Genomic DNA, 21,966 nt, shown 5'->3' on the forward strand with positions numbered 1-21,966 from the left:
AAATTAGGCGCGGTTGTGAATAATCAAGGGCGGGGTAGTAGTTCAATTACTTTGCAAATGGATGGAGGTAGTATAAGTGATGATCCTACCCCTGGTAACTTAAGGCTACTAACTCATACTATATCGGAAAAACAGGCTTTATTTGAAAGCCAAATAGGCGTGAACATTTCCCAATCAGAATATGATGATGCTGTAAGTTGTTCGTATGAAAATAGACTTGTTCCTTTTCTTGATTATGATTTGATAGTTTTTGATCATGGTTATAATGATCGAATACATCTTTCTGATTTCTTAGCTGATCCTAATGGGCAAATTGCAGCGAAAGATAGATCGACATTTGGAGGGGCTTTTAAGTATCTTTATGATGTAATGTTAGATGGTAATCCAAATGCTCGGATAGTTATTCTAGGTCATTATACTGATAAGGAAGTTTCCGAAAACGTCTCCTTAGTTTGGCAAGCGCAGGATAAGTTAGCAGAAATATTTAATCTGCCTATAATCAAGTTGTGGGAACAGACGGGGTTTAACGATCAAGTTGATTCAGAAGGAAATTTAAGGTTAGAAGTTTGGATACCCGACTTGGTCCACCCTCATACTGACACAACTGGTAAATGCCAGGCTTTGTTGGGGGAGTTGGTGAGTGAGGGGTTAAAAGATATAAGGTAGTGATTATGAAACCACTTACCTACATACTTAATGCTATGGCTTTTGACAACGCACATGATATGTTAGGGACTTTCAGTCCTTATTTTAATCGATTTTTAACCCTGTCATTGTCTGTGGGTATTTTTGGAGGTTTTGTTGAAACATACCTAGGAATATCATTCATGTTGTGGCTATTCATAGCTACAGGTGCATTCTTTGATATACTCCTAGGTATATACGCAAATGTAGTTTTTTTAGGACATGACCTAGATACTAAGAAAGCGTTTAGAGGTGTATTTAAGATTTTTGTTGTAATGTCTATAATCTTCCTAACCAACACCTTTAATCAAGGGATACAGACATCGAATATACAGCCTAACTTATTAGGACAAATTGCGGGTGTTATAACGTCCACTTTGCATTATTCGAGTGTGATCTTAATTGGTTTATACATCATGCTGGGAATCGCAGAAAATGGAGCGAAAATAGAGATACCGTTATGTGTATCTCTAGTGAAGATATTGAAGTTACGAATCAAACAAGTGGAAGATAAAAATGAAGTTAAGTGAGAAGCAACAGATATTCACTCGAAATATAGGGTGTTTGATTGAGTTCGCATATAACCAGGGTTGGGGATTAACATTTGGGGAAGCACAGCGAACTCAAGATCAGATTTTATTAAACTTCTTTGGGTTCTCCGTTGTGAAAGGAGGTTCATTAGGTATTAAACTTGTCAAACGTAAACCCACCAGTAAGACATTGGAAAGCCTTCATGGTTATAGATTGGCCGTGGATTTCAATTTATTCATAAATGGAGAGTACATCACTGACAGAGCGCCATATAAACCATTAGCCGAATATTGGAAAAGTCTACATCCAAACAACCGAGCCGGCTATGATTGGGGGTGGGATGCGAATCATTTTGAGATGCAGCCATAATGGATCTTTTAAAACGAATACTACCATATTTAATTTGCTTGATCCTGGGTATGCTACTTCTTAATGAATGCAACAGGGATCCGGAGGTGAAAACTATTGTCAGAACGGTTGCTGTTCCGGAGATCATAAAGCAGTTTGACACGATTGTAGTCGAGAAGCCAATTCACACCCATTCAGTTGACACCATTTATGTGGATCGGTTCGTCCAAGCGGATAGTACCGGTCAATTGGATCTATATAAGGATGCAGTCACCATACGGGAATACAAAGAAGTCTTTGAAGATTCAATGGCTATAATAGAAGTATTCAGCAAGACCAGAGGTCATCTCCTGGAGCAGCAAGCCAACTACACTATATTTGAAAGACAGATAACCGATACTATTCCACTTCCCAGACCAAAGGGTAATTTATATTTAATGCCAGAAATTGGCACTACAACCGATTTAAGAGGACTCAGAGCAAAAGCAGGGATAATGTACCAAGACCGTAATAAACACTTGTATTCGCTTTCTATGGATGTAGATGGTTACATATATATAGGTTACGGAATCAAGTTCTAGCAGGCTTAAAAATAAATTAAGAACTTTTTATTTCTTTTTCTAATTGTTCTGTAAAACTATAAAAAGCATCCATATATTTAATATCAAAATATAAGTCTTTCGGATAGGGCTGATTGTTTAGATAGGTATTTTTAATAGTAGTTATTATATCTCTTAATTCCTTGTTTTTTTTATCAAGTTCATGATACTCGTCAGAATTAAGGCTGCATGGAAAGTAGTATTCATAGCTAATATGCATATGATCTATATAAATATAATTTTGTTCAACTTGATTAATTACTTCAGCAAAAATGACTAAATCTATATTTTCTTGTTTAATTTTTATACTATAATTGTTTAGATCTATTAATCCTGCTAATCTATTTATATTAGATTCTACTGACGATATCTGTCCGCATACTTTTTGGTAAATATCAAGTCTTTTATTTTTTAAATGTAGTTCTTGTGTATGTTTGTTGGAATTTTCAGCAACGTAATAAGTTAGAAAACTTAATACAATTAAGCTCGCTAATGATATAATTGTATTTACAACGCCACCTACATCTGCCCCAAACTCGCCCCAGTGATTTATATCCTTTGAAATAAATGTGTTCCCAAAATTAAGAATAAATGCTGCTATCGGAATGAATATTATTACTGATAAAATTATAAAAATAGTCTTAAGTAGTTTTAAAGGATCTTTCATCATAGTTTAGGTTTTAATGCAAATATACTATTCCTTGAGAATCTAATTGCTCATATAAAATGTCAATAATATTTACGAAAAGTTTACGATAAATATATATATGAGTTTTAAAGTGCTATATAATACACATTGTTTACTGGATTGTGGTTCCAGAGGTCGCCGATTCGAACCCGGTCTTCCACCCAAATGCTTTAGAAGCTCCTTGTTTTAGGGAGCTTTTTTTATTGGATGCCATGGTGCTTATTTCTTCAATGACAAATTCAATATATACCAAGGATCTTATGATCCAGAATTCTAATATATGCGTTGGTATGGGCATAAAAAAAGTGTTTCTTCTATTACTAGAAAAAACACTTTTATCTTATTTTCATTAAAGAAGTGCTCTTATTCTTTTGGCGCTTTATCTACCACAAGACGTTCGGGTCTATTGGCAACTTCCCAAGCGGTATGGAATACCAGTCTTGCTCTGTTCTCCAGTAGATCATAATTTATCTTATCTGGCGTGTCAGTTACTTTGTGATAATCCTCGTGAGTTCCGTTAAAGTAAAATATAATTGGAATATTATGTTTTGCAAAATTGTAGTGGTCACTTCTGTAATAAAAACGGTTCGGGTCGTTCTCGTCGTTATATGTGTAATCCAATTCAATCTGCATAAACTCATCATTTACTTTTTCAGAAAGTTCATGAAGGTCGGTGCTTAATTTGTCCGATCCGATTAGGTAGATGTAGTTTCTATCGCCGTCTCTTTTAGGGTCTATCCTACCAATCATATCAATGTTAAGATCGGCTACAGTATTTGCCAATGGGAAAATTGGATTGTCGGTGTAGTACTGTGATCCATAAAGGCCTTTTTCCTCTGCTGTAACATGTAAGAAAACAATCGATCTTTCTGGTCCGTTACCATCTGCCACAGCCTTTTGAAATGCTTCAGCGATTTCTAACATCGCAACAGTTCCACTACCGTCATCATCAGCTCCGTTGAATACATCTCCACTTGGATCTACACCTACGTGGTCTAAGTGAGAAGAAATATAAACATATTCATTTGGCTTGCTTTTTCCTTTAATAATAGCAACGACATTTTCAGAATCTACATCTGTAGTGACGCTCTCAATGTTTAATGTGATTTGCTCTTTAAGGTCTTTTGCAGTATTTTTACTGTCCACCTCCGGATAAATTTTAGTAGCTACGTCTTTGTTTACGAAAATATAAGCGATTTTTTCTTCGTCACTTTTAAGTACCATATTTCCGCCACTTTCAGATTGGATGAAGTAATCATATCTGTTTTTTGAACGATTGTAGTATTCGGGATCATAATAGATAATTCCTTCTGCACCTTTTTCAGTAGCGATATCAACACGTTTACTTAAGGTCTCTCTCCAATTAGACCAAACACCTGGTTGATCACTTCCTGTCAGTGTATAGTTGCCATTTTCGTCTTGTGGCTCTCCGGATTTAATAAGTACATATTTTCCTTTTACATCAACACCCTTATAATCTGAATATTCTTCCGTTTCAATACCGTAACCAGCATAGACGATGTCATAGGTTTGATTTGATACATTGGAAAAGGTGATAATGCCTTCTCCTAGTGTGTACTCATTTCCTCCAACAACGATAGATCCACTAGGGATACCATTGATTTCTAAAGGAACTTTTTGGTAGTAGTCATTTCCTCCTTTGGCTGCAGGAACATTGATATCTTGGTAGTGATTTTTAATATATTCAACAGCCTTTTTTTGCCCAGGTTCTCCAGTGTTTCTTCCTTCAAACTCATCTGAAGCGTAGATGTAGAGGTGTTTTTTTAAATCCTCTTGGGTAATGGTTTCGGCATAGGAAATTCTTTGTTCTTTCGTAAGGCCCGTTTCTGGGACTGCTTTACTGCTAGTAGTGCTATCAGTGTGCTGCGCACTATTACATGACATGGCTATAAATAGCCCTGCAAATAAAATTTTATTCATCTTTCGATTGTTATTTAGCGTGTTATTTTCCAAATATAAGTTGACTGTTTGATATATGGGCTATTTTTAATCTAATTACTTGTTAAAATTGCTATTTTTCACTCAAATGGCCTCTAGTTTGGATTATATTTCCTTGTTTTTAAGATTGTTATGAGTTTTTGGGGTTCTTGCTCTTCTGCTGGAATTCTTTGGTTTGATATTTTTTTCTAAAACAGGCAAAACGATACATAAGTTTTTTGTAGCATTCAAAATACGCTATGCCTTTTGAATCCGCAATTACCTGTGTATATTTGTAAGTACCCTGAACCACCACTTTTAAGGTTTTAATGTGGTATGTTAGATAAAAAAAAGTTTACTAGACCCAAATGGCTTAAAGTATTACTGCACGTAGTTGCGGTACTTCTTCTGCTCTTGGTAATACTTGTCATTTTCATTCAAAGTAAATGGGGGCAGGACATCATTGTTTCGAAAGCCGTCACCTATCTTGAAGAGCAAATCGGAACGCATGTTTCTTTAGATAAATTATACCTTACCTACTCAGGAGATCTTTCTATAGAAGGCTTATATATGGAAGACCAAAATGGTGATAGTTTGGTTTATTCCAAGGACCTTCAAGTTTCTTTAGCACTGATGCCTTTAATTAGAGGGACCAAAATCCATATTAAGGATATCGACTGGGTCGGCCTTAATGCCAATATTCAACGGGATTCTCTAGGGAAGTTTAACTTTGATTATATTCTAGAGGCATTTACAACTACGGATACCGCTACAGTTGATACGACCGCTACCATGGCTTTTCAACTAGACCAATTAGAGTTTCATGATTTTAGATTGAATTACAACGATGATCAGCAAGGGACCTTGGCAACTTTAGAGTTAGGTTTATTCACTCTAGCGATGGATAAGCTTGACTTGGAACAAATGGATTTCGATGTTCAGGACTTGGAATTTAAAAACAGTAATTTGGTGTACCGACAAACCAAAATTTTACCCTTGCAGGCTGTTGAGACTCCGCAAACTGAACAAGAAATCGTTCTTCCAAAATTAAAAATACAGGATCTGAATCTAGAAAACCTTCAGATTGATTATAAGGTTCCGCTTAAAAATACTTCCCTAGTCTTGCAGTTAGGGACTTCCGCTTTAGAGGATGCTGATTTCAATCTCTCGGATGCTAAGATTTCCTTAAACTCGTTTTCTTTAGCGGATACACAAATTAACTACACTGACCTTTCAACCAATGAAATAGAAAAGGATACGCTACCCAAGGACACCAACATACCGTTTGAGTGGCCCGATTACCAGATAGCAATTGGAGGTATCTATTTAGTAAATAACAAAATTCACTACAAAAATTCATTGCAAGAGCCTCATAATGATTTTAATCCATCGGATCTTCAAATAGAAGATTTGAATTTTATAGCAGAACACTTAACCTATGCGCCAAAACAGCTCCATGCTAATGTGGAAAAATTCACCTTTAAAGATGGACAACGTTTTTGGTTGAAAAACATCGCTTTCGATCTACAAGTCGATGATAGAGCGGCGCGTTTAACCAATGCTAAAGTATTCACCCAGAGAACAACACTACAAGGTGATGCGTCACTTGAGTATGCCTCAGTTGCTGCCTTTATCAACCAACCAGAAGCTGCTTTTATAACGCTAGATTTTCCATTTGAATTAGACGTCCTGGATTTAGGATATTTTCAAGCAGATCTCTTAAAGAACCCTTATATAAAAGCCCTTAGTTCAGCCCCATTACAAGGGAGGCTTGTATCTAGTGGGAGTTTGGATAGTTTAACGGTAGATACGTTGTCACTTCGATGGCACCATAGTCTGGTAAACCTAAAAGCTTTTGCCACTTCCCTTTCAGAGACTCAAAAGCTACATGTGCAGATTCCTAATTTATCACTTGGGTCAACAAGTTCAGATATCTATCGATTCTTGCCAAAGGAGGATTTAGGACTTGATTTACCAGATAGCCTTCACCTCAGTGGGAATTTATCTGGAGGAAAGCAAGGTGGATTAGCTGATCTGACTCTTAATTCTTCTAAAGGTACCTTGAGTTTAGTTGGGAACTTTTTATATTCCGATGCCATTTCCTATGCCGTTGATTTGCAAACGGCGCAATTTGATCTAGGTAGTATTATCCAAGATCAAAAACTAGAACCGTTGACGGTGTCACTGCAAAGTATGGGTGCAGGGACTTCTTTATATAACATAACCGCATCACTCACCTCTGAATTTGATTCTCTTGTATACGCAGGATATGATCTTAGTCCACTAAGATTAAATGGTCAAATCACCAATGGAGAAGGCGGTATTCATTTAGCATTCAGCGATGACAATGTCGATCTTAGCACCGTGGTGGAAATGGATTTAGACTCGGTAAATTCGGTGATGGATCTTGTGGTCGATTTAAAAGGCGCTAATTTATACCAGCTGGGAATTACAAAAAAAGACATACGAACAGCTTTTCACTTTAGTGCGAATCTAAAGGGTAATTTGGAAAAATTTACCCTGGAAAGTCGCTTAAATGACGGGGTAGTCATAGCGGATAATAATTCCTATGATATAGGGGTAATGGAACTCGATGCGAATGTTTCACAGGATCAAACCAATTTAAATATTGATCACAAAATTCTTCAAGGGAGGTTAAGATCCAATGCAAATCCTCAACTTCTCTCCAGTGCTATCGGATCCTATTTTAAAGGAGTTGTAAGTGATTCCATTGTGGTGGATTCTACGTTGGCCGGGGTCAATGCTATGGTCAATCTGCAGATGAAAGTACAAAATGGGCCTCTTTTAAATAGGGTGTTTCTTCCTGGATTAAATGCTATGGATACCATTTCATTAGCCCTGGATTTTAATCATAGTGAGCAAGTACTCTCAACTCATCTGAATATCCCTCACTTAGATTACCAGGGGAATAAAATAAATCATTTAGATCTAGATGTCACTGGAGCTGAGCAACAAATGAAATTCGCTTTAAATTGGTCAGAGCTGCAAGCTGGGCCAGTAGATATGGGGGATACGGAATTAAAGGGTGTTTACCAAGACAAACATCTTGCCTTACGATTTAAAAGTATGGATTCGCTCGTTCCCGTGGTGGATGTTGGTTCTGAGGTTTCATTTAAAAATGACAGTATTCGTTTTAAGATTGATCCAGATGAACTTACCTTAAATAAGCAACCATGGTTTATCCCTTTGTCTAATGAGATTATTTATTCGGCTGAAGATGTGAATGTTCAGGATTTTAAATTAAGTCATGCAGCGCAGCAAATCACATTAGAGCATAAAGAATCCCTGGATGGAGAGGTTGCCTTGGGATTTAGTTTTGAGCACTTTAATCTGGTAACGGTGATGAATCTATTAAACCCAAATGAGTCCATGGTAAAAGGGATATTAAATGGACAATTGGAGGTGGATCACTTATTTACTCATCCAGGAATGCAGGCTGACTTAACTATTGAACAATTTGAAGCCATTGAGCTTCCTTTAGGAACCTTATCGATAAAAACCCTTGCAGATCAGGACCACAGTTATACGCTTGATCTATCGCTAAAGGAGGGGTATGTTGATCTAGATATGGGAGGGGTATACACCGCTATGAGGGATGATGGTATGTTAGACTTTACAATTGATTTTAACCAAATCCAGATGGAGGCTTTGGAGGTACTTGCCGAGGAATCAATCTCAAATGCTGATGGGTATATCAGTGGAAATGCCCATATTTCAGGGATGGTATCGCAGCCCATCTATGAAGGTGAATTTGAATTTCATCAAATAGGATTTACTCCAAATTCCTTGAGCACGGAATTTAAGCTAGAGGATGAAAGGGTGCGTTTTGATAACGATGGATTTTATTTAAATGCTGTAGAAATTACCGATGCACAAGGAAATACCTTCACTCTTGATGGCACTATTGGAACCGAGCAAATCACTATTCCGAATTTTGATTTAGCCGTCAAGGCAGATCATTTTAAAATCCTTGAAGCTACCGAGGAAGAAAATGAACTTTTCTTTGGGGATGTTAGCTTGAGCACAGCCCTCAACATCACAGGAGATTTGGAAATTCCAATAGTGCGAGGGGATTTGAGTATCGATCAGGGGTCGAGCTTTACGATGGTAGTGCCAGAATCTGAGGTTGATATCAATCAAAGAGAGGGCATAGTGGTATTTGTAGATAAATCCAATACTAATACCATTTTAACTCAAAATCAACCGAACTCACAAGGGGCAAATTTCATGGATGGCTTTGATTTGGATGTCGCGCTAGGGGTTGATAAAGGGTCGACCCTTAAGATTATTATGGATAAACGAACTGGAGACAACTTACAGGTTACGGGAATGGGGGAGTTTTCTTTTTTAATGGAGCCCAATGGAAGAATGAGCCTATCTGGCCAATATGAGGTAGAGGATGGTCATTATGAGGCTAGTTTATACAATATTGTCAAACGAAGGTTTGACATAGCACCTGGCAGTCGTTTGACCTGGAGTGGAGATCCTCTTGAGGCCCAATTAGACCTCAAGGCTATTTATAATGTAGAAACTTCGGCCTCAGCACTTATGGCAAGTCAGACTGTTGGGGTGAGTGAAGAGGTAATGCGGTCTTACCGTCAAGAGCTTCCCTTTATGGTCTACTTAAATATAGACGGGGAGCTATTATCCCCTGAGTTATCATTTCAGCTCGATATGCCTGAGGAAAGTCAGGGTGCCTTGGGTGGAAATGTGTATGGGTATATACAACAGCTAAACAATCAAGAGGAAGAATTAAACAAGCAGGTTTTTTCTTTACTTGTTCTTAATAGGTTCTTCCCAAGCTCTGGAAGCGACGGTAGTGCAGGTGGACCTGCCTCTATTGCACGAGACAATGTCAATAATGTATTATCGGATCAATTGAATACCTTTTCCAATAAACTAATGGGTGATTCAGGGGTGAATTTGAATTTTGGGTTGGATAGTTATACCGATTACCAATCCGCAACGCCACAAGAGCGAACTGAACTCGATATCAATGCCTCTAAAAGCTTATTTGATAATCGACTTATCATACAGGTGGGAAGTGAGGTTGATATACAGGGGAGTAGTGGTGATCAAGGTAGAAATGCTCCAGTGATAGGGAATGTTGCCTTAGAATACTTAATTACAAAGGATGGACGTTATCGTCTTAGAGGATATCGTAAAAATCAATTTGAAAGTGTGGTCGATGGTGAACTCATTGTCACTGGAATTTCACTTATTTTCAGCAAGGAATTCAATAAATTTAAAGAATTGTGGGAACGAGAAATACAGCAGGAACTTCAAAAGCAAAGTACCAAAACAAAAGTAGAAACTACAGATAGCACCAAAACCAAGGTCTTAAAGTAAACGGAAATAAAGGACAACAACCCAGGATGAGACAAAAAATAGATGAAGTATTAAAAAATTATAAAAAGCTTTTGGGAGTGCTGCTTGCGGGATGTCTTTTCTCCTGTAGTGTTAAAAGTTATATTCCCGATGATGAACTTTTGTACACGGGTGCTGAGATTAAGGTCAGTACTCAAAGTGACTCTGTTAAATTACCACGTGCGATCAAAGATGAGCTAGAGGAACTGCTAAGGCCAATTCCTAATGCAACATTTCTAGGAATGCGGTTAGGGCTCAGATCTTATTATAGAGCGCAACGAGAAAATCCTGGTTTTATCAATAAATTTTTCAATAAAAAAATAGGGGAAGCGCCCGTTTATTTGTCCCATGTCGATAGGAAAAAAACGGAAGAGCTTATTAATAATCGTTTGGAGAACAGAGGTTTTTATAGAAATCTTGTCGCCAGTAGCAGTGAAGAGAAAAATTATACTGCTTCGGTGGATTATACCGTTGAAATAAATGCCCCTTATCGTATTGCAAATTATACCTTACTTGCGGATTCAACATTGGTCTATCGGCATATTGCCGCATCATTTCCAAAGACGATTATCACCACTGGAGATCGATTTGATCTAGACTTGTTTAAAAAAGAGCGGGAGCGTATAGATACCTATATGAAGGCGAAAGGGTTTTACAATTTTAACGATGACTTTTTGCTCTTTCAGGCGGATACTAATCAATATAATGGTAAAAAGTTTGACTTATACCTCAAGCTCAAAGAGGATACCCCTGTCTCCTCAAAGCTACCCTATAAACTCAATTCTATTACGGTATATTCCAATTATTCGGTTGACACGGAATCTCAGGCCACCGATACCGTAGAATATCAAGGAGTTTCTTATATACAGCAGGGTGATTTCTTTAGACCTGATCGCCTGGCTCCTTTTATTTTATTAGATACAACACAATATTATAATCCGTTAACCTCTAAATTTACCAGTAATCGCCTTTCTAAAATTGGCGTCTATAAATATACCTCCATTCGTTATGATCAGGTCAAACCACCTGTGGAGGGGGATAGTATGGCCTTACTTGATGCCTCCATTTTCTTATCTCCATTAAACAAGCATGCCTTAAGAGCCGAGCTTCAGGCCAATTCTAAATCGAATAATTTTGTAGGGCCTGCCTTGGCCTTAACCTATACCAATAGAAATTTGTTTAAAGGTGGTGAAATTTTTAGCACCACGGCCCGCTTTGGGTTTGAACAGCAAATTGGAGGAGAAGGAGATAATTCAGGAGCGAGAAGCATGCAATTAGGATTAAAGACAGACTTGATTTTTCCTAGAATTTTATTTCCTTTTCAACTGGACTTGGGATTTGATTATGAGGTTCCAAAGACAAAGATATCTACGGCCATTGAATATTTAAATAGACAGGATCTATACCGTTCCACATCGCTTCTTGCTGGTTTTGGATATACCTGGAATGCTAATGAATATGTGTATCACGAATTCACGCCAATTAGTTTTAATTATAGTAGCCTCTCAAATACCTCCGAGGCTTTTGAGGAACTCTTGGCCAATAATCCCTATTTGAGAAATAGTTTTGAGCAGAAATTTATTGCGGGATTAAACTACAGCTTTGTATACAATGAGGTAAATGATCTTCAAAAGCAGTCTCCTGTATATTTTGCGGCTAATATTGAAGTTGCAGGGAATGCCTTAAGTCTCATTAGTGGGTCTTCCAATGAAAATGGTACCGAAAGTATTTTGGGAATGGAATACGCTCAGTTCATCCGATCTGATATTGATTTTAGGTATCAGTACCGATTTGATAAACAACAGGCTCTAGTGGCCCGGTTATTCGGTGGAATTGGATACGCTTATGGAAATTCTATTAGTATGCCATACTCTAAACAGTATTACGCTGGAGGGCCGTTCAGTGTTCGGGCTTTTAGAATACGTGCTCTTGGTCCTGGAACCTATCAGCCAAATGCCGATAATAGCGAATTAGGTAGTGCTTCCTATATTGATCAAACAGGCGATATTCGATTAGAGGCCAATTTGGAATACCGTTTTCCAATCATGTCATTTGTAAAAGGGGCGCTTTTTGCGGATGCAGGCAATGTGTGGTTATTAAAGCACAATCCAGCGCTTCCTGGTGGAGAGATCTCTTCTGGATTTATGAAAGAGTTGGGTGTAGGGGTAGGCGCTGGTGTGCGGGTAGATGTCCAGGGTTTTGTAATTCGGTTCGATTTGGCGGCGCCAATCCATAAACCCTACCAAGATCACTATGATCTGGACCTGAGCAAACCTATCTTAAATTTTGCATTTGGATATCCCTTTTAAGGTAAGTTATTGGTATCTAGGGGGAAACGATATTTTGATTCCTTGTCTTTTGTTTGTATTTTAGAAGCAAACTAACCACCACCGTAAAAAATGATGCGTAACTACTTGAGTGAGTTTTTCTCCACCCCAAAGGGGTACAGGAAAAATTTGGTTTCTCCCCATAACGAAATACGGCAAATTGATACCGCTACATTAGCACACCATATAAATTCCTATTGGAGTTTTGATAATTCACATTATTTATGATATCTAACCGAATTCTCTCCATTGATATCATGAGAGGCATTACTCTTTTTTTAATGCTTTTTGTGAATGATTTGTACATTCCAGGTGTTCCAAAGTGGCTGGTTCATACCCAGGAATGGGAAGATGGAATGGGGCTTGCTGATTGGGTGTTTCCTGGTTTTTTATTTATGGTAGGGCTTTCCATTCCCTTTGCCATGAAAACTAGGATCAAGAAAGGACAAAATAAAACCCGCCTGTGGAGCCATGTCATCATACGAACACTGAGCCTTCTTCTTATAGGGGTTTTGATGGTCAATATTTCAAGGGTAAATCCAGCGTTAACAACGATCTCTTCAGGGTTATGGGCAGTGCTGGTTTATACTTGTGTCTTTTTAATTTTCAATCGTTATCCAAAGCCTTCGAAAAACACCAAGATTTTTCGATTGCTTAGAATACTCGGGATAGTGGGCTTAATGGTTCTTGTGGCAATGTTTACCGCTGGAACTCCTGAGAACCCACAATGGATTCAGACGCTTTGGTGGGGGATATTGGGACTTATCGGATGGGGTTATTTCGTAGGGGCTACCACTTTTTTAACCCTTCGTGGAAGTTTTGTGGGAACGGGGCTTATTTGGCTGCTTTTTTTGCTTGTAAATATATGCTCTCAACTTGGATATTTTCAAGCGCTTGATCCGTTGGATCCTTTCATAGGTGTTCTTCTTGCAGGAAATATACCTTTGATTGTATTAAGTGGACTTTTAATGGGGTTATTGTTAAAGAAATACCGCATGGTAACTGTAAAGCTTTTGGGTACTTTTGTTTTTGTAGGACTGTTTTTTCTTTTACTTGGCTTTGTTCTGCACCAATATTTTATTGTATCTAAACTTCTGGGAACACCTAGTTGGGCAATGTATTGTAGTGGAATAAGTGTGCTCTTGTTCTGCGTACTGTATCTGATTGTCGATGTCTATAAATGGGTGGCTTGGGCTCGGATATTTTTACCCGCAGGACAAAATTCCTTGACAACTTATCTGGCACCGGATTTTATCTATTACGGGGTTTGGGGATTAGGATTAGAAGTTTTTTTTTATAAGCAATCGGAATCTGCCTTATTAGCAGTTGCCGGTTCCTTTGTTTGGGCATTCCTAATGATAGGTTTTGCCGCTTTATTATCAAAAATTCATGTTCAACTAAAACTATAGCATATGCGTTTTTTTCTGGTTATCTTTTTCTTTATTGGATCCTTGGTTTATGGGCAGGAACAGTTGCCTCTTCGAGGCTTAGCCATTGCAGCACCTTCACCTGAGCATGTGGATCGTTTTGTGGATTTCATTGACAGGGAATTGAGTCTGATAAATATCAATACGCTTATTCTACGTGTGGACTATAATTATCAATATACCTCGCACCCAGAACTAGTCGATAAGAACCCTCTATCTAAGAGTGAGGTGCGTAAAATTGTTGATATCTGTGCTAAACATGGAATTTCTATAATTCCGCAGATTAACCTTTTAGGACATCAATCGTGGGCGGAAGATGTAGGGAAATTGCTAGAAGTTTATCCGCAGTTTGACGAAACCCCAGGAATTCAAATGCCAGAGAACTATCAGTGGCCAAATACAGATGGTTTGTATTGTAAAAGTTATTGTCCGCAACACCCAGACTTACATAAGATTATTTTTGCGCTAGTGGATGAAGTGACAGCAGCCTTTAAGGCAGATGCGTTTCACGCGGGTATGGATGAGGTGTTTTACATCGGCGATCAGCATTGCCCAAGATGTTCTGGTATGGACAAAGCCGAATTGTTTGCCGCTGAGGTTACTAGAATTAGGAACCATTTAGCCGATACTGGGAAAAGGCTTTGGATTTGGGGTGATCGATTAATCGATGGAAAAGTAACTGGTCTAGGAATGTGGGAGGCAAGTATGAATACTACCCATAGGGCCATTGACTTAATCCCCAAAGATGTATTTATTTGTGATTGGCATTATGAGCGTGCTGATCCGACAGCGGTTTATTTTGCCATGAAAGGTTTTGATGTAGCAAGTTGTTCATGGCGAAATTCAGCGGTTGCAACACAACAACAGGCTCTTTTACACACCCTTCGGTCTTCAGCCACCGCTGCTATGAAAGCTCGATATCAAGGCATGATTCAAACCGTATGGGGAAGCCCAGAGGGTTTCATGGACATGTGGGAGCAAAAGGATCTAAAAACGCCTAATGAGGCCAATACCATGAGGGCACTGTTTAATTAAAACATTCAAACTACATGGGTAAATTTCCAGCGAGTGCTTTTAATGAAATTTCTGAAAGTTTAGCTTTAAACACCGCATTGCTATGGCGCAATTGTGCATTGATGTAATTGAGTTGAGCTGTTCTAAATTCTATCGTTGGAATTATACCGATACGATACTTCTCCATGGTTATTTCCAAATTCTCCTTCGCTATGGATTCATTTTTGTGTTCTAGCGCAATGAGTTGGAGGTTGGTGAGATAGGTCTTATGAGCAACACTCAACTGGGCAAGTAATGTTTTTTCTTGTTGTTGGATGAGTAATTCACTATTGTTAATTCTCAATTTGGCGATCTTTTCACTTCTGTTTTGGTTAAACCCGTCAAAGATATTTAGGTTTACACCTACGCCGTATCGCAACCCGTGTGATGATGAACTCGTGGTAAAGCCCAAGCTCGATTCTGATTCGCTAAAATTATAAGAGGTGGTGGCTGTAACGGTGGGATATCTGGAAGCTCTGATTTCTTTAAACCTTAGCTTGGCGATTTTATTTTGGATAATATGGCTTAAAAGTTGGGGATTGTTCTCTACAGCCATCGCCTTTAGATCTGGTAAAAATAGACCACTGTCAATTTTGATCGCTGGATCTACAGTAAAATCAGCCTGGATGTCTCTAGCAAGTAAGCGGTTTAACTCTACTTTGGTATTGGTATACAATTCTTCTTGTTCTAATAAAAGAGTTTGATCAGTGTTTAAGTCGACTTCGGCATTTAGGACCTCTAATTTGGATGCTTTTCCGATGTCGAATCTATTTTGAGCTAAAGTCACTCGTTGTTTTGATATCACAACTGTACTATCTAAGGCAGCGAGTTGTTGCTGTTGTTGTACTAGATCATAATAGGTAATGAGCACTTCGCTAAGATTCGTAATAATGGCTTCTTTTAGCTCATTACTCCCAAGGTTTATCTGTTCTTTTAAGCGTTCGTTTGTGGCAAACATTTTAAAACCATCAAATAGAGTCCAACCTAATTCCACGCCATAGGCAAAACTGTTGTTCTTAGCGTCGTCTTGTGAGTTTACCGTACCGTCTGACCTGGTTTGTTCTAGATTTTGTATACTATTATTGTCATCCAAAAAGGCATTGACCCTTGGGAGCATCCCTGCGAACCCTGGGCTTTGGCTAAGACTATCGATGTGAAGTTCGTTCTTAGCCATTCGGATCTCATAATTGTTTTCAAGTGCAATGGAGATTGCTTGCTCTACCGTTAGAAGTTCTTGTGTATATCCCAACATTGAACAAGTTCCAAAAAATAGTACTAAGATGTATTTATAACTAGACATAGGGGTTAATTTAACTAGCTTGATAAGTTGTTCTAAGTTTCTTTTTACCAGACCACATGGCGTAGATGGCAGGGATGATATATAAAGTTAGCATCAAAGAGAACATGGTTCCTCCGATAATCACCACTCCCATACCAATTCTACTAGTGGATGCTGCTCCTAGTGATAATGCGATAGGCATCGCTCCTAGAGCAATGGTTAAACTCGTCATTAAAATTGGTCTTAAACGTGAAACGGCTGCTTTGTGAATTGCTTCTTCTTTCGGCATGCCTTCTTCCCTGAGCTGATTGGCAAATTCAACGATTAAAATTCCGTTTTTAGTCACTAGACCAATGAGCATTATAGTTCCAATTTGACTAAATATGTTCCAGCTCTGGCCAAACAGCCACAATGAAAATAATGCTCCCGCTACGGCCATTGGAACCGTCAAAATAATTATAAAAGGATCGATAAAGCTCTCAAATTGTGCTGATAGAATCAAGAATATAAGTAGTAATGCCAAGCAAAACGCGTATAGGGTATTAGAGCTACTCTCAACGAAGTCTCTTGATTCTCCACCTAAATCGGTGGTAAAAGATTCATCGAGTACCCTTTCTTTAATTTCGTTCATAGCGGCAATCCCATCTCCTATACTTTGTCCGTTTGCCAAGTTGGCCGAAACTGTCGCAGACATATAGCGATTGTTGTGGAAGAGCTGAGGTGGACTACTAAATTCCGTGGTAGTTACTAGGTTGTCCAGTTGGATAAGCTGCCCTTGATTGTTCTTGACATAAATTGAGGTGAGATCCGTTGGAGTTTGCCGATCGGCCTTATCGAATTGACCGATTACTTGGTATTGTTTACCATTTCTAATAAAGTAACCAAAACGTTGTCCACTTAAGGATAGCTGCAGCGTTTCCGCTACGTCTTTTACGCTCACCCCTACACTTTCTGCCTTTTCTCTGTTAATGCTTACGTAAAGTTCGGGTTTGTCAAATTTTAAGTTAACATCGACATAGGAGAAGGCTGGATGATTTTCTGCCTCCTTCATAAAGAGTGGTATTTTTTCTTCTAATTTTTCAAAATTTGGTGCTTGTATAATATACTGAATAGGTGGACCGCCACGTCTATTCACGGCAATTGTAGGTGTTTGTGATACGCTGACCTTTGCTCCGTGATATTTCTTGGTCCAGTTGCTTAAATCCGTAGCGATTTCATCTTGGGAACGTTCTCGAAGATGCGGTTCAACTAAGGCTATATTTGCTCTTCCACTATTGACCGAAGAAGTACCAAAGCTAGGGGAGGTAAGGATTAAACTTACTTTTTTCTCTGGAACCGAATCGTTGATAAGGTTGGTGATATCAGTCATATACCGATCCATGTACTCATAAGAGGAGCCTTCTGGAGCTGTAACATTTAAACTTACATAACTTCTATCTTCGTAGGGTGCAGTTTCTTTCTTTAACAAAGTATAAAACAACCCAATCATGATGATGCATAAAAATAATATTGGGAAACTGAGCCACTTGCGTTTCATGAAATTTCCCAAGGAGGAGGCATAGCTGTTATTCATGTTTACAAAATAACGTTCAGTTACCATGTAAAACTTGGAATGTTTTTGCTTTCCGGTTTTGATCATGTATGCATTTAGCATAGGGGTTAATGTAAGGGAAACGAAAGCCGATACCATTACCGCTGATGCGATTACTACTCCGAACTCTCTAAATAAGCGTCCTACAAACCCCTCTAAGAAGATCACAGGGAGGAATACCGCTGCCAAGGTGACCGAAATGGAGATCACGGCAAAAAAGATTTCTTTAGCTCCTTGAATTGCGGCATCGATAGGTTTGAGTCCTTCTTCTATTTTTTTATAGATGTTTTCAGTAACTACAATACCATCGTCCACTACAAGTCCAGTGGCTAGAACAATAGCTAGTAATGTTAATACGTTAATCGAGTAGCCGAGCATCCACATGATAAAAAATGTAGCAATCAAGGATACTGGGATATCAATAAGTGGACGTAATGCCATTGACCAATTCCTAAAGAAAATAAAAATCACAAGGATCACTAGCACAATGGAGATCATTAATGTTTCGACAACCTCGCTTACTGCCTTGCGGACAAAGGCGGTGTCATCAATTACAACATTTAAGGTATAGCCCTGTGGTAAATCTTTTTTTAATTGTTCAAACTCTTGATAGAATTCATCGGCTATATCAAGGTAATTGGTTCCAGGCTGGGGGACAATTGCAATGGCAACCATGGGTTGACCCGAATCGCTCATTTTGGTCTCCATGTTTTCTCCCTCTAGGGAGGCTTCTCCAACATCGCTCAACCGAACAATCGTACCGTTTTTAGCGAGAATGATAATATTGTTAAATTCTTCTTCAGAATCTAAATTTCCAATGGTTTTGACCGTTAATTCTGTGTTCTGACCTGTTAATTTACCAGAGGGTAATTCCACATTTTGTGCCATAAGTGCAGCCTTAACATCTGCCACTGTGGCTCCATAGGAAGCCAGTTTCATGGGGTCGATCCAAAGACGCATCGCATAGCGCCGCTGCCCCCATATTTGGACACTACTAACTCCTGAAATGGTTTCTATTCGCTGAGCAATCACGTTTTCGGCATAATCCGAAAGTTCCAAAATATTTTTGGTGTCACTTTGAATGGTCATTGCGATAATACGCCTTGCATCAGCATCAGCCTTGGATACCACAGGAGGTGCGTCGATATCCTCAGGTAATCTTCTTATAGCTTGGGACACTTTATCTCTTACATCATTGGCTGCTTCTTCGAGATCTTTTCCAAGTTCAAATTCGATATTAATTCGACTAGCCCCTTGAATACTCGAAGAACTAATGTTTCGAATTCCATCAATAGAGTTTATGGATTTCTCTAGAGGTTCCGTAATTTGAGATTCTATAATATCAGCATTGGCTCCTGTGTAGTTTGTTCGTACTGAAACTTGTGCAGGGTCAATGGATGGAAATTCTCTTACGCCAAGGAATAGGTACCCTATTATCCCGAAAAGAATAATAAAGATATTCATTACAATTGTAAGCACCGGGCGCTTTATACTTATAGTAGACAAGTTCATCTTTAAAGTTGCTTAAGAAGGGTTTTTTAAACGTAACTTCACAGGTGTTCCATTCTCTAAAGCCATAACACCATAGGTCAAAATAGTGTCACCGGGTTTTAAGCCCGATAGCACACGGACCATATTGCTAGTTCTCGCTCCTGTTTGAACTTCTCGTTCTATAGCCTTTCCGTCGTTGTAAACAAATATTTTCTTCCCGTTCTGTATCGGTATTAAGGACTCAGATGGGACCATTAGTGCATCCGTAATAATCTCCAGAGGGAGCGCAATGTTTACAAACATTCCAGGGTAAAGCGTTTGGTCTTCATTATCTGTATAACCCCTCATTTTTAGCGTACGAGTTTGCAGGTCAAGTTTAGGTTCTATAGCGTAGATCTTAGCTTGATATACTTTTTGGGTATTTGAGGAAGTGAAATCAAAAACATCCTCAATTTTAACTCTCGAGGCGTACTTTTCTGGAATTGAAAAGGTGAGTTTTAACTGATCGGTATTCACTAAATTGGCAATGACATCATTTGAAGTGAGGTATTCTCCAACAGAGATATTCCTAAGACCGATAGTACCTGCGAAGGGTGCGTATATGCTAGTTTTTTGTAATTGTGCTTCAATGAGTTCAGTCTCCGCTTTAGCAGAAAAATAGTCAGCACTGGCCAAGTCATATTCCTCTTGACTAATCGCTTGCTTATCTAGTAGTAATGCTGCTCGTCGTTCATTTTCTTGAGCTAATTTTTGTGCCGTGGTCGCTTTAGATAGTCTTGCTCTGAGTTCAATATCATTAATTTTCACTAAAAGTTGCCCTTTGGTTACTTTGCTACCTTCCTTAAAGTTTATGCGTTCCACCAGTCCAGGAACCTCACTGCGAATAGCAATTTGTTCATTAGCCTCCAGTGTACCCGAGAGTGAAAGGTCTTCTTCAAACTGAGTTGGAAGTAAAACCATTCCTTCTATTGTTGGAATATTTTTGCTTTGAGCACTGCTCTTGATCGCTTGTTTTGATTGCTGATTACTGGTAATTCGGTATGCGACAAGTCCACCTATACCTATGATTAGTAACAGGTATATAATGTATTTCATTTTCATAGTAGTTATTAGGAATTGCTTCTTAATTTAGATTCGTATAGTGTCGGGTATTCGGAAGACCAAAAAGAAGGGAAATTTAGTAAGATTGCAAGTTAAAGTATGTTAAAGTTTAAAGTTTAACACAGTTTTTGAGGCCATAGCATCGTTTTTATGAAGAAGGTTACGGTATAATTATAATTTATGTTTATATAATTTTCTAATATCGATAATAATCGTTTATAGTAAACTATCGTGCTACCTTAGCATTGAATTTAAAAACTAAATAGAACGAATTATGAAATTAGCTGCAATTAGTAAAATAGGACTGGAAAAAAACGATTCAGAAAAGGTAGCAGAAAAACTTAATGAGTTACTTTCTAATTATCAGATTTTTTACATGAACGTCAGAGGTTTTCATTGGAATATTAAAGGAAGTGATTTCTTTGTATATCATGAGAAGTTTGAAGAACTCTACAATGATTCTCTTCATAATATTGACGAAATTGCCGAACGTATCTTAACCCTTGGGTTGGTGCCGTTGCACTCCTTTAGCGCCTATAAGAAAGTCTCGAGTATCTCTGAGGTAGAGCATGTGGTGGATAGTAAAGAATCGCTTAAGATTATTTTAGAGGGGCTTAAACAGCTTTTGATTATTGAACGTGAAATTTTAATGTTGTCTTCCTCTATTGGAGATGAAGGTACGGTATCTCTAATGAGTGAATATATCTCTGAACAAGAGAAGCTGGTTTGGATGTTCTCGGCTTCGCTGAAATAATCACTACCTTTTAAGAGGACACACTTTGATATGAACAAAAATTAGCGTATATGAGATTTCATACAAGAAAATGGGTAAAACCCGAAGATTTAAATGCTAACGGAACCTTGTTTGGAGGGAAATTATTGGCTTGGATTGATGAAGAGGCCGCCTTATACAGTATTATTCAACTAGAGAATAATTTTGTGGTGACTAAGTATATTTCTGAAATTAACTTTGTTTCTTCGGCTAAGCAAGGGGACATTGTTGAGATTGGTATTGATGTAGTTAAATTTGGTAAATCTTCCATAACCTTATGTTGTGAAGTTCGAAATAAAATGACGCGTCAAACCATCATTACTATTGATAAAATTATTATGGTAAATTTGGATAAAGATGGCAAACCCGCCCCGCATCATAAAAAAGAAATTGAGTATGTGCATGATCGATTAAAACAATCAAAAAATACGAATGCTAAAAATTAAAGGTGGACGCTAAGTGTGACCTATGATCACTGCTTTGATAGTGGTTTTTTATTACCTAAAAAAACAAAAACTTTTCAAGAAATTGAAAAGTTTTTGTGTTGGTGGGCGATACTGGATTCGAACCAGTGACCCCCTGCTTGTAAGGCAGGTGCTCTGAACCAGCTGAGCTAATCGCCCGATCAATATTTTTATAAAAAAAGACTCCCGCTTGGAAGTCTGAAAGGTTGTGGGCGATACTGGATTCGAACCAGTGACCCCCTGCTTGTAAGGCAGGTGCTCTGAACCAACTGAGCTAATCGCCCT

The 21,966-nt window shown here is 38.4% G+C and carries 16 protein-coding genes and 2 tRNA genes; 10 read left to right on the forward strand and 8 right to left on the reverse strand.

Features of this window, described 5'->3' with window-relative positions:
- The 4 genes from VKY50_RS09010 to VKY50_RS09025 all read left to right on the forward strand — a co-directional run.
- Positions 1 to 666 (forward strand): SGNH/GDSL hydrolase family protein (locus tag VKY50_RS09010; RefSeq protein WP_324301031.1); only part of this gene is annotated, 666 nt, incomplete at its 5' end.
- Between the two features lie 5 nt (positions 667 to 671).
- Positions 672 to 1,214, forward strand: a complete 543-nt coding sequence (locus VKY50_RS09015) for a phage holin family protein (protein WP_324301032.1) — start codon at positions 672 to 674, stop codon at positions 1,212 to 1,214.
- The gene (locus tag VKY50_RS09020) at positions 1,201 to 1,584 is read left to right on the forward strand and encodes a M15 family metallopeptidase (RefSeq protein WP_324301034.1); all 384 of its coding nucleotides are present in this window, start codon (positions 1,201 to 1,203) and stop codon (positions 1,582 to 1,584) included. The genes VKY50_RS09015 and VKY50_RS09020 overlap by 14 nt, the downstream gene beginning before the upstream one ends.
- 50 nt (positions 1,585 to 1,634) lie before the next feature.
- Complete coding sequence (locus VKY50_RS09025) at positions 1,635 to 2,144, forward strand: hypothetical protein (RefSeq protein ID WP_324301036.1); 510 nt, start codon at positions 1,635 to 1,637, stop codon at positions 2,142 to 2,144.
- Between the two features lie 16 nt (positions 2,145 to 2,160).
- Here VKY50_RS09025 and VKY50_RS09030 read toward each other — a convergent pair whose 3' ends face one another.
- The 3 genes from VKY50_RS09030 to VKY50_RS09040 form a co-directional block, all read right to left on the reverse strand.
- Entirely contained in the window at positions 2,161 to 2,832 is a 672-nt protein-coding gene (locus VKY50_RS09030) for a hypothetical protein (RefSeq protein ID WP_324301038.1), read from the reverse strand.
- A 130-nt stretch (positions 2,833 to 2,962) separates the two neighbouring features.
- A complete protein-coding gene (locus tag VKY50_RS09035; RefSeq protein WP_324301040.1) occupies positions 2,963 to 3,148 on the reverse strand; it encodes a hypothetical protein in 186 nt (61 codons plus the stop codon).
- A 65-nt stretch (positions 3,149 to 3,213) separates the two neighbouring features.
- Positions 3,214 to 4,791 carry a M28 family peptidase gene (locus VKY50_RS09040; RefSeq protein ID WP_324301041.1) on the reverse strand — a complete coding sequence of 526 codons (1,578 nt, stop codon included), beginning with the start codon at positions 4,789 to 4,791 and terminating at the stop codon, positions 3,214 to 3,216.
- Positions 4,792 to 5,124: 333 nt separating this feature from the next.
- On the opposite strand from VKY50_RS09040, the gene VKY50_RS09045 reads away from it, so the two are divergent.
- From VKY50_RS09045 to VKY50_RS09060, 4 genes are all read left to right on the forward strand, one after another.
- Positions 5,125 to 10,158 (forward strand): translocation/assembly module TamB domain-containing protein, encoded by a 5,034-nt coding sequence (locus VKY50_RS09045; RefSeq protein ID WP_324301044.1) that lies wholly within the window; start codon positions 5,125 to 5,127, stop codon positions 10,156 to 10,158.
- Between the two features lie 26 nt (positions 10,159 to 10,184).
- Positions 10,185 to 12,485, forward strand: coding sequence for a translocation and assembly module lipoprotein TamL (tamL, locus tag VKY50_RS09050; RefSeq protein WP_324301046.1), 2,301 nt, complete (start codon positions 10,185 to 10,187; stop codon positions 12,483 to 12,485).
- 242 nt (positions 12,486 to 12,727) lie between these two features.
- Positions 12,728 to 13,912, forward strand: a complete 1,185-nt coding sequence (locus VKY50_RS09055; RefSeq protein WP_324301048.1) for a DUF5009 domain-containing protein — start codon at positions 12,728 to 12,730, stop codon at positions 13,910 to 13,912.
- A 3-nt stretch (positions 13,913 to 13,915) separates the two neighbouring features.
- Positions 13,916 to 14,965, forward strand: coding sequence for a family 20 glycosylhydrolase (locus VKY50_RS09060; protein WP_324301050.1), 1,050 nt, complete (start codon positions 13,916 to 13,918; stop codon positions 14,963 to 14,965).
- 10 nt (positions 14,966 to 14,975) lie between these two features.
- Here VKY50_RS09060 and VKY50_RS09065 read toward each other — a convergent pair whose 3' ends face one another.
- The 3 genes from VKY50_RS09065 to VKY50_RS09075 are packed head-to-tail and all read right to left on the reverse strand — an operon-like array spanning position 14,976 to position 20,445.
- A complete protein-coding gene (locus VKY50_RS09065; RefSeq protein ID WP_324301052.1) occupies positions 14,976 to 16,283 on the reverse strand; it encodes a TolC family protein in 1,308 nt (435 codons plus the stop codon).
- Positions 16,284 to 16,293: 10 nt separating this feature from the next.
- Positions 16,294 to 19,365 (reverse strand): efflux RND transporter permease subunit, encoded by a 3,072-nt coding sequence (locus tag VKY50_RS09070; RefSeq protein WP_324301054.1) that lies wholly within the window; start codon positions 19,363 to 19,365, stop codon positions 16,294 to 16,296.
- Between the two features lie 12 nt (positions 19,366 to 19,377).
- Positions 19,378 to 20,445, reverse strand: coding sequence for an efflux RND transporter periplasmic adaptor subunit (locus tag VKY50_RS09075; RefSeq protein WP_324301056.1), 1,068 nt, complete (start codon positions 20,443 to 20,445; stop codon positions 19,378 to 19,380).
- Between the two features lie 274 nt (positions 20,446 to 20,719).
- On the opposite strand from VKY50_RS09075, the gene VKY50_RS09080 reads away from it, so the two are divergent.
- Together VKY50_RS09080 and VKY50_RS09085 are read left to right on the forward strand one after the other, a co-directional pair.
- Positions 20,720 to 21,199 carry a Dps family protein gene (locus VKY50_RS09080; protein ID WP_324301058.1) on the forward strand — a complete coding sequence of 160 codons (480 nt, stop codon included), beginning with the start codon at positions 20,720 to 20,722 and terminating at the stop codon, positions 21,197 to 21,199.
- A 50-nt stretch (positions 21,200 to 21,249) separates the two neighbouring features.
- Positions 21,250 to 21,663 carry an acyl-CoA thioesterase gene (locus VKY50_RS09085; protein WP_324301060.1) on the forward strand — a complete coding sequence of 138 codons (414 nt, stop codon included), beginning with the start codon at positions 21,250 to 21,252 and terminating at the stop codon, positions 21,661 to 21,663.
- A gap of 99 nt (positions 21,664 to 21,762) precedes the next feature.
- Here the strand turns inward: VKY50_RS09085 and VKY50_RS09090 are convergent.
- Both VKY50_RS09090 and VKY50_RS09095 read right to left on the reverse strand, forming a co-directional pair.
- Positions 21,763 to 21,840: transfer RNA gene (locus VKY50_RS09090), tRNA-Val, on the reverse strand.
- A gap of 50 nt (positions 21,841 to 21,890) precedes the next feature.
- Positions 21,891 to 21,965, reverse strand: a tRNA-Val gene (locus VKY50_RS09095).
- Between the last annotated feature and the right edge of the window lies 1 nt (position 21,966).

Origin of the sequence: Galbibacter sp. (assembly GCF_035306585.1) — a bacterium.
GTDB lineage: Bacteria > Bacteroidota > Bacteroidia > Flavobacteriales > Flavobacteriaceae > Galbibacter.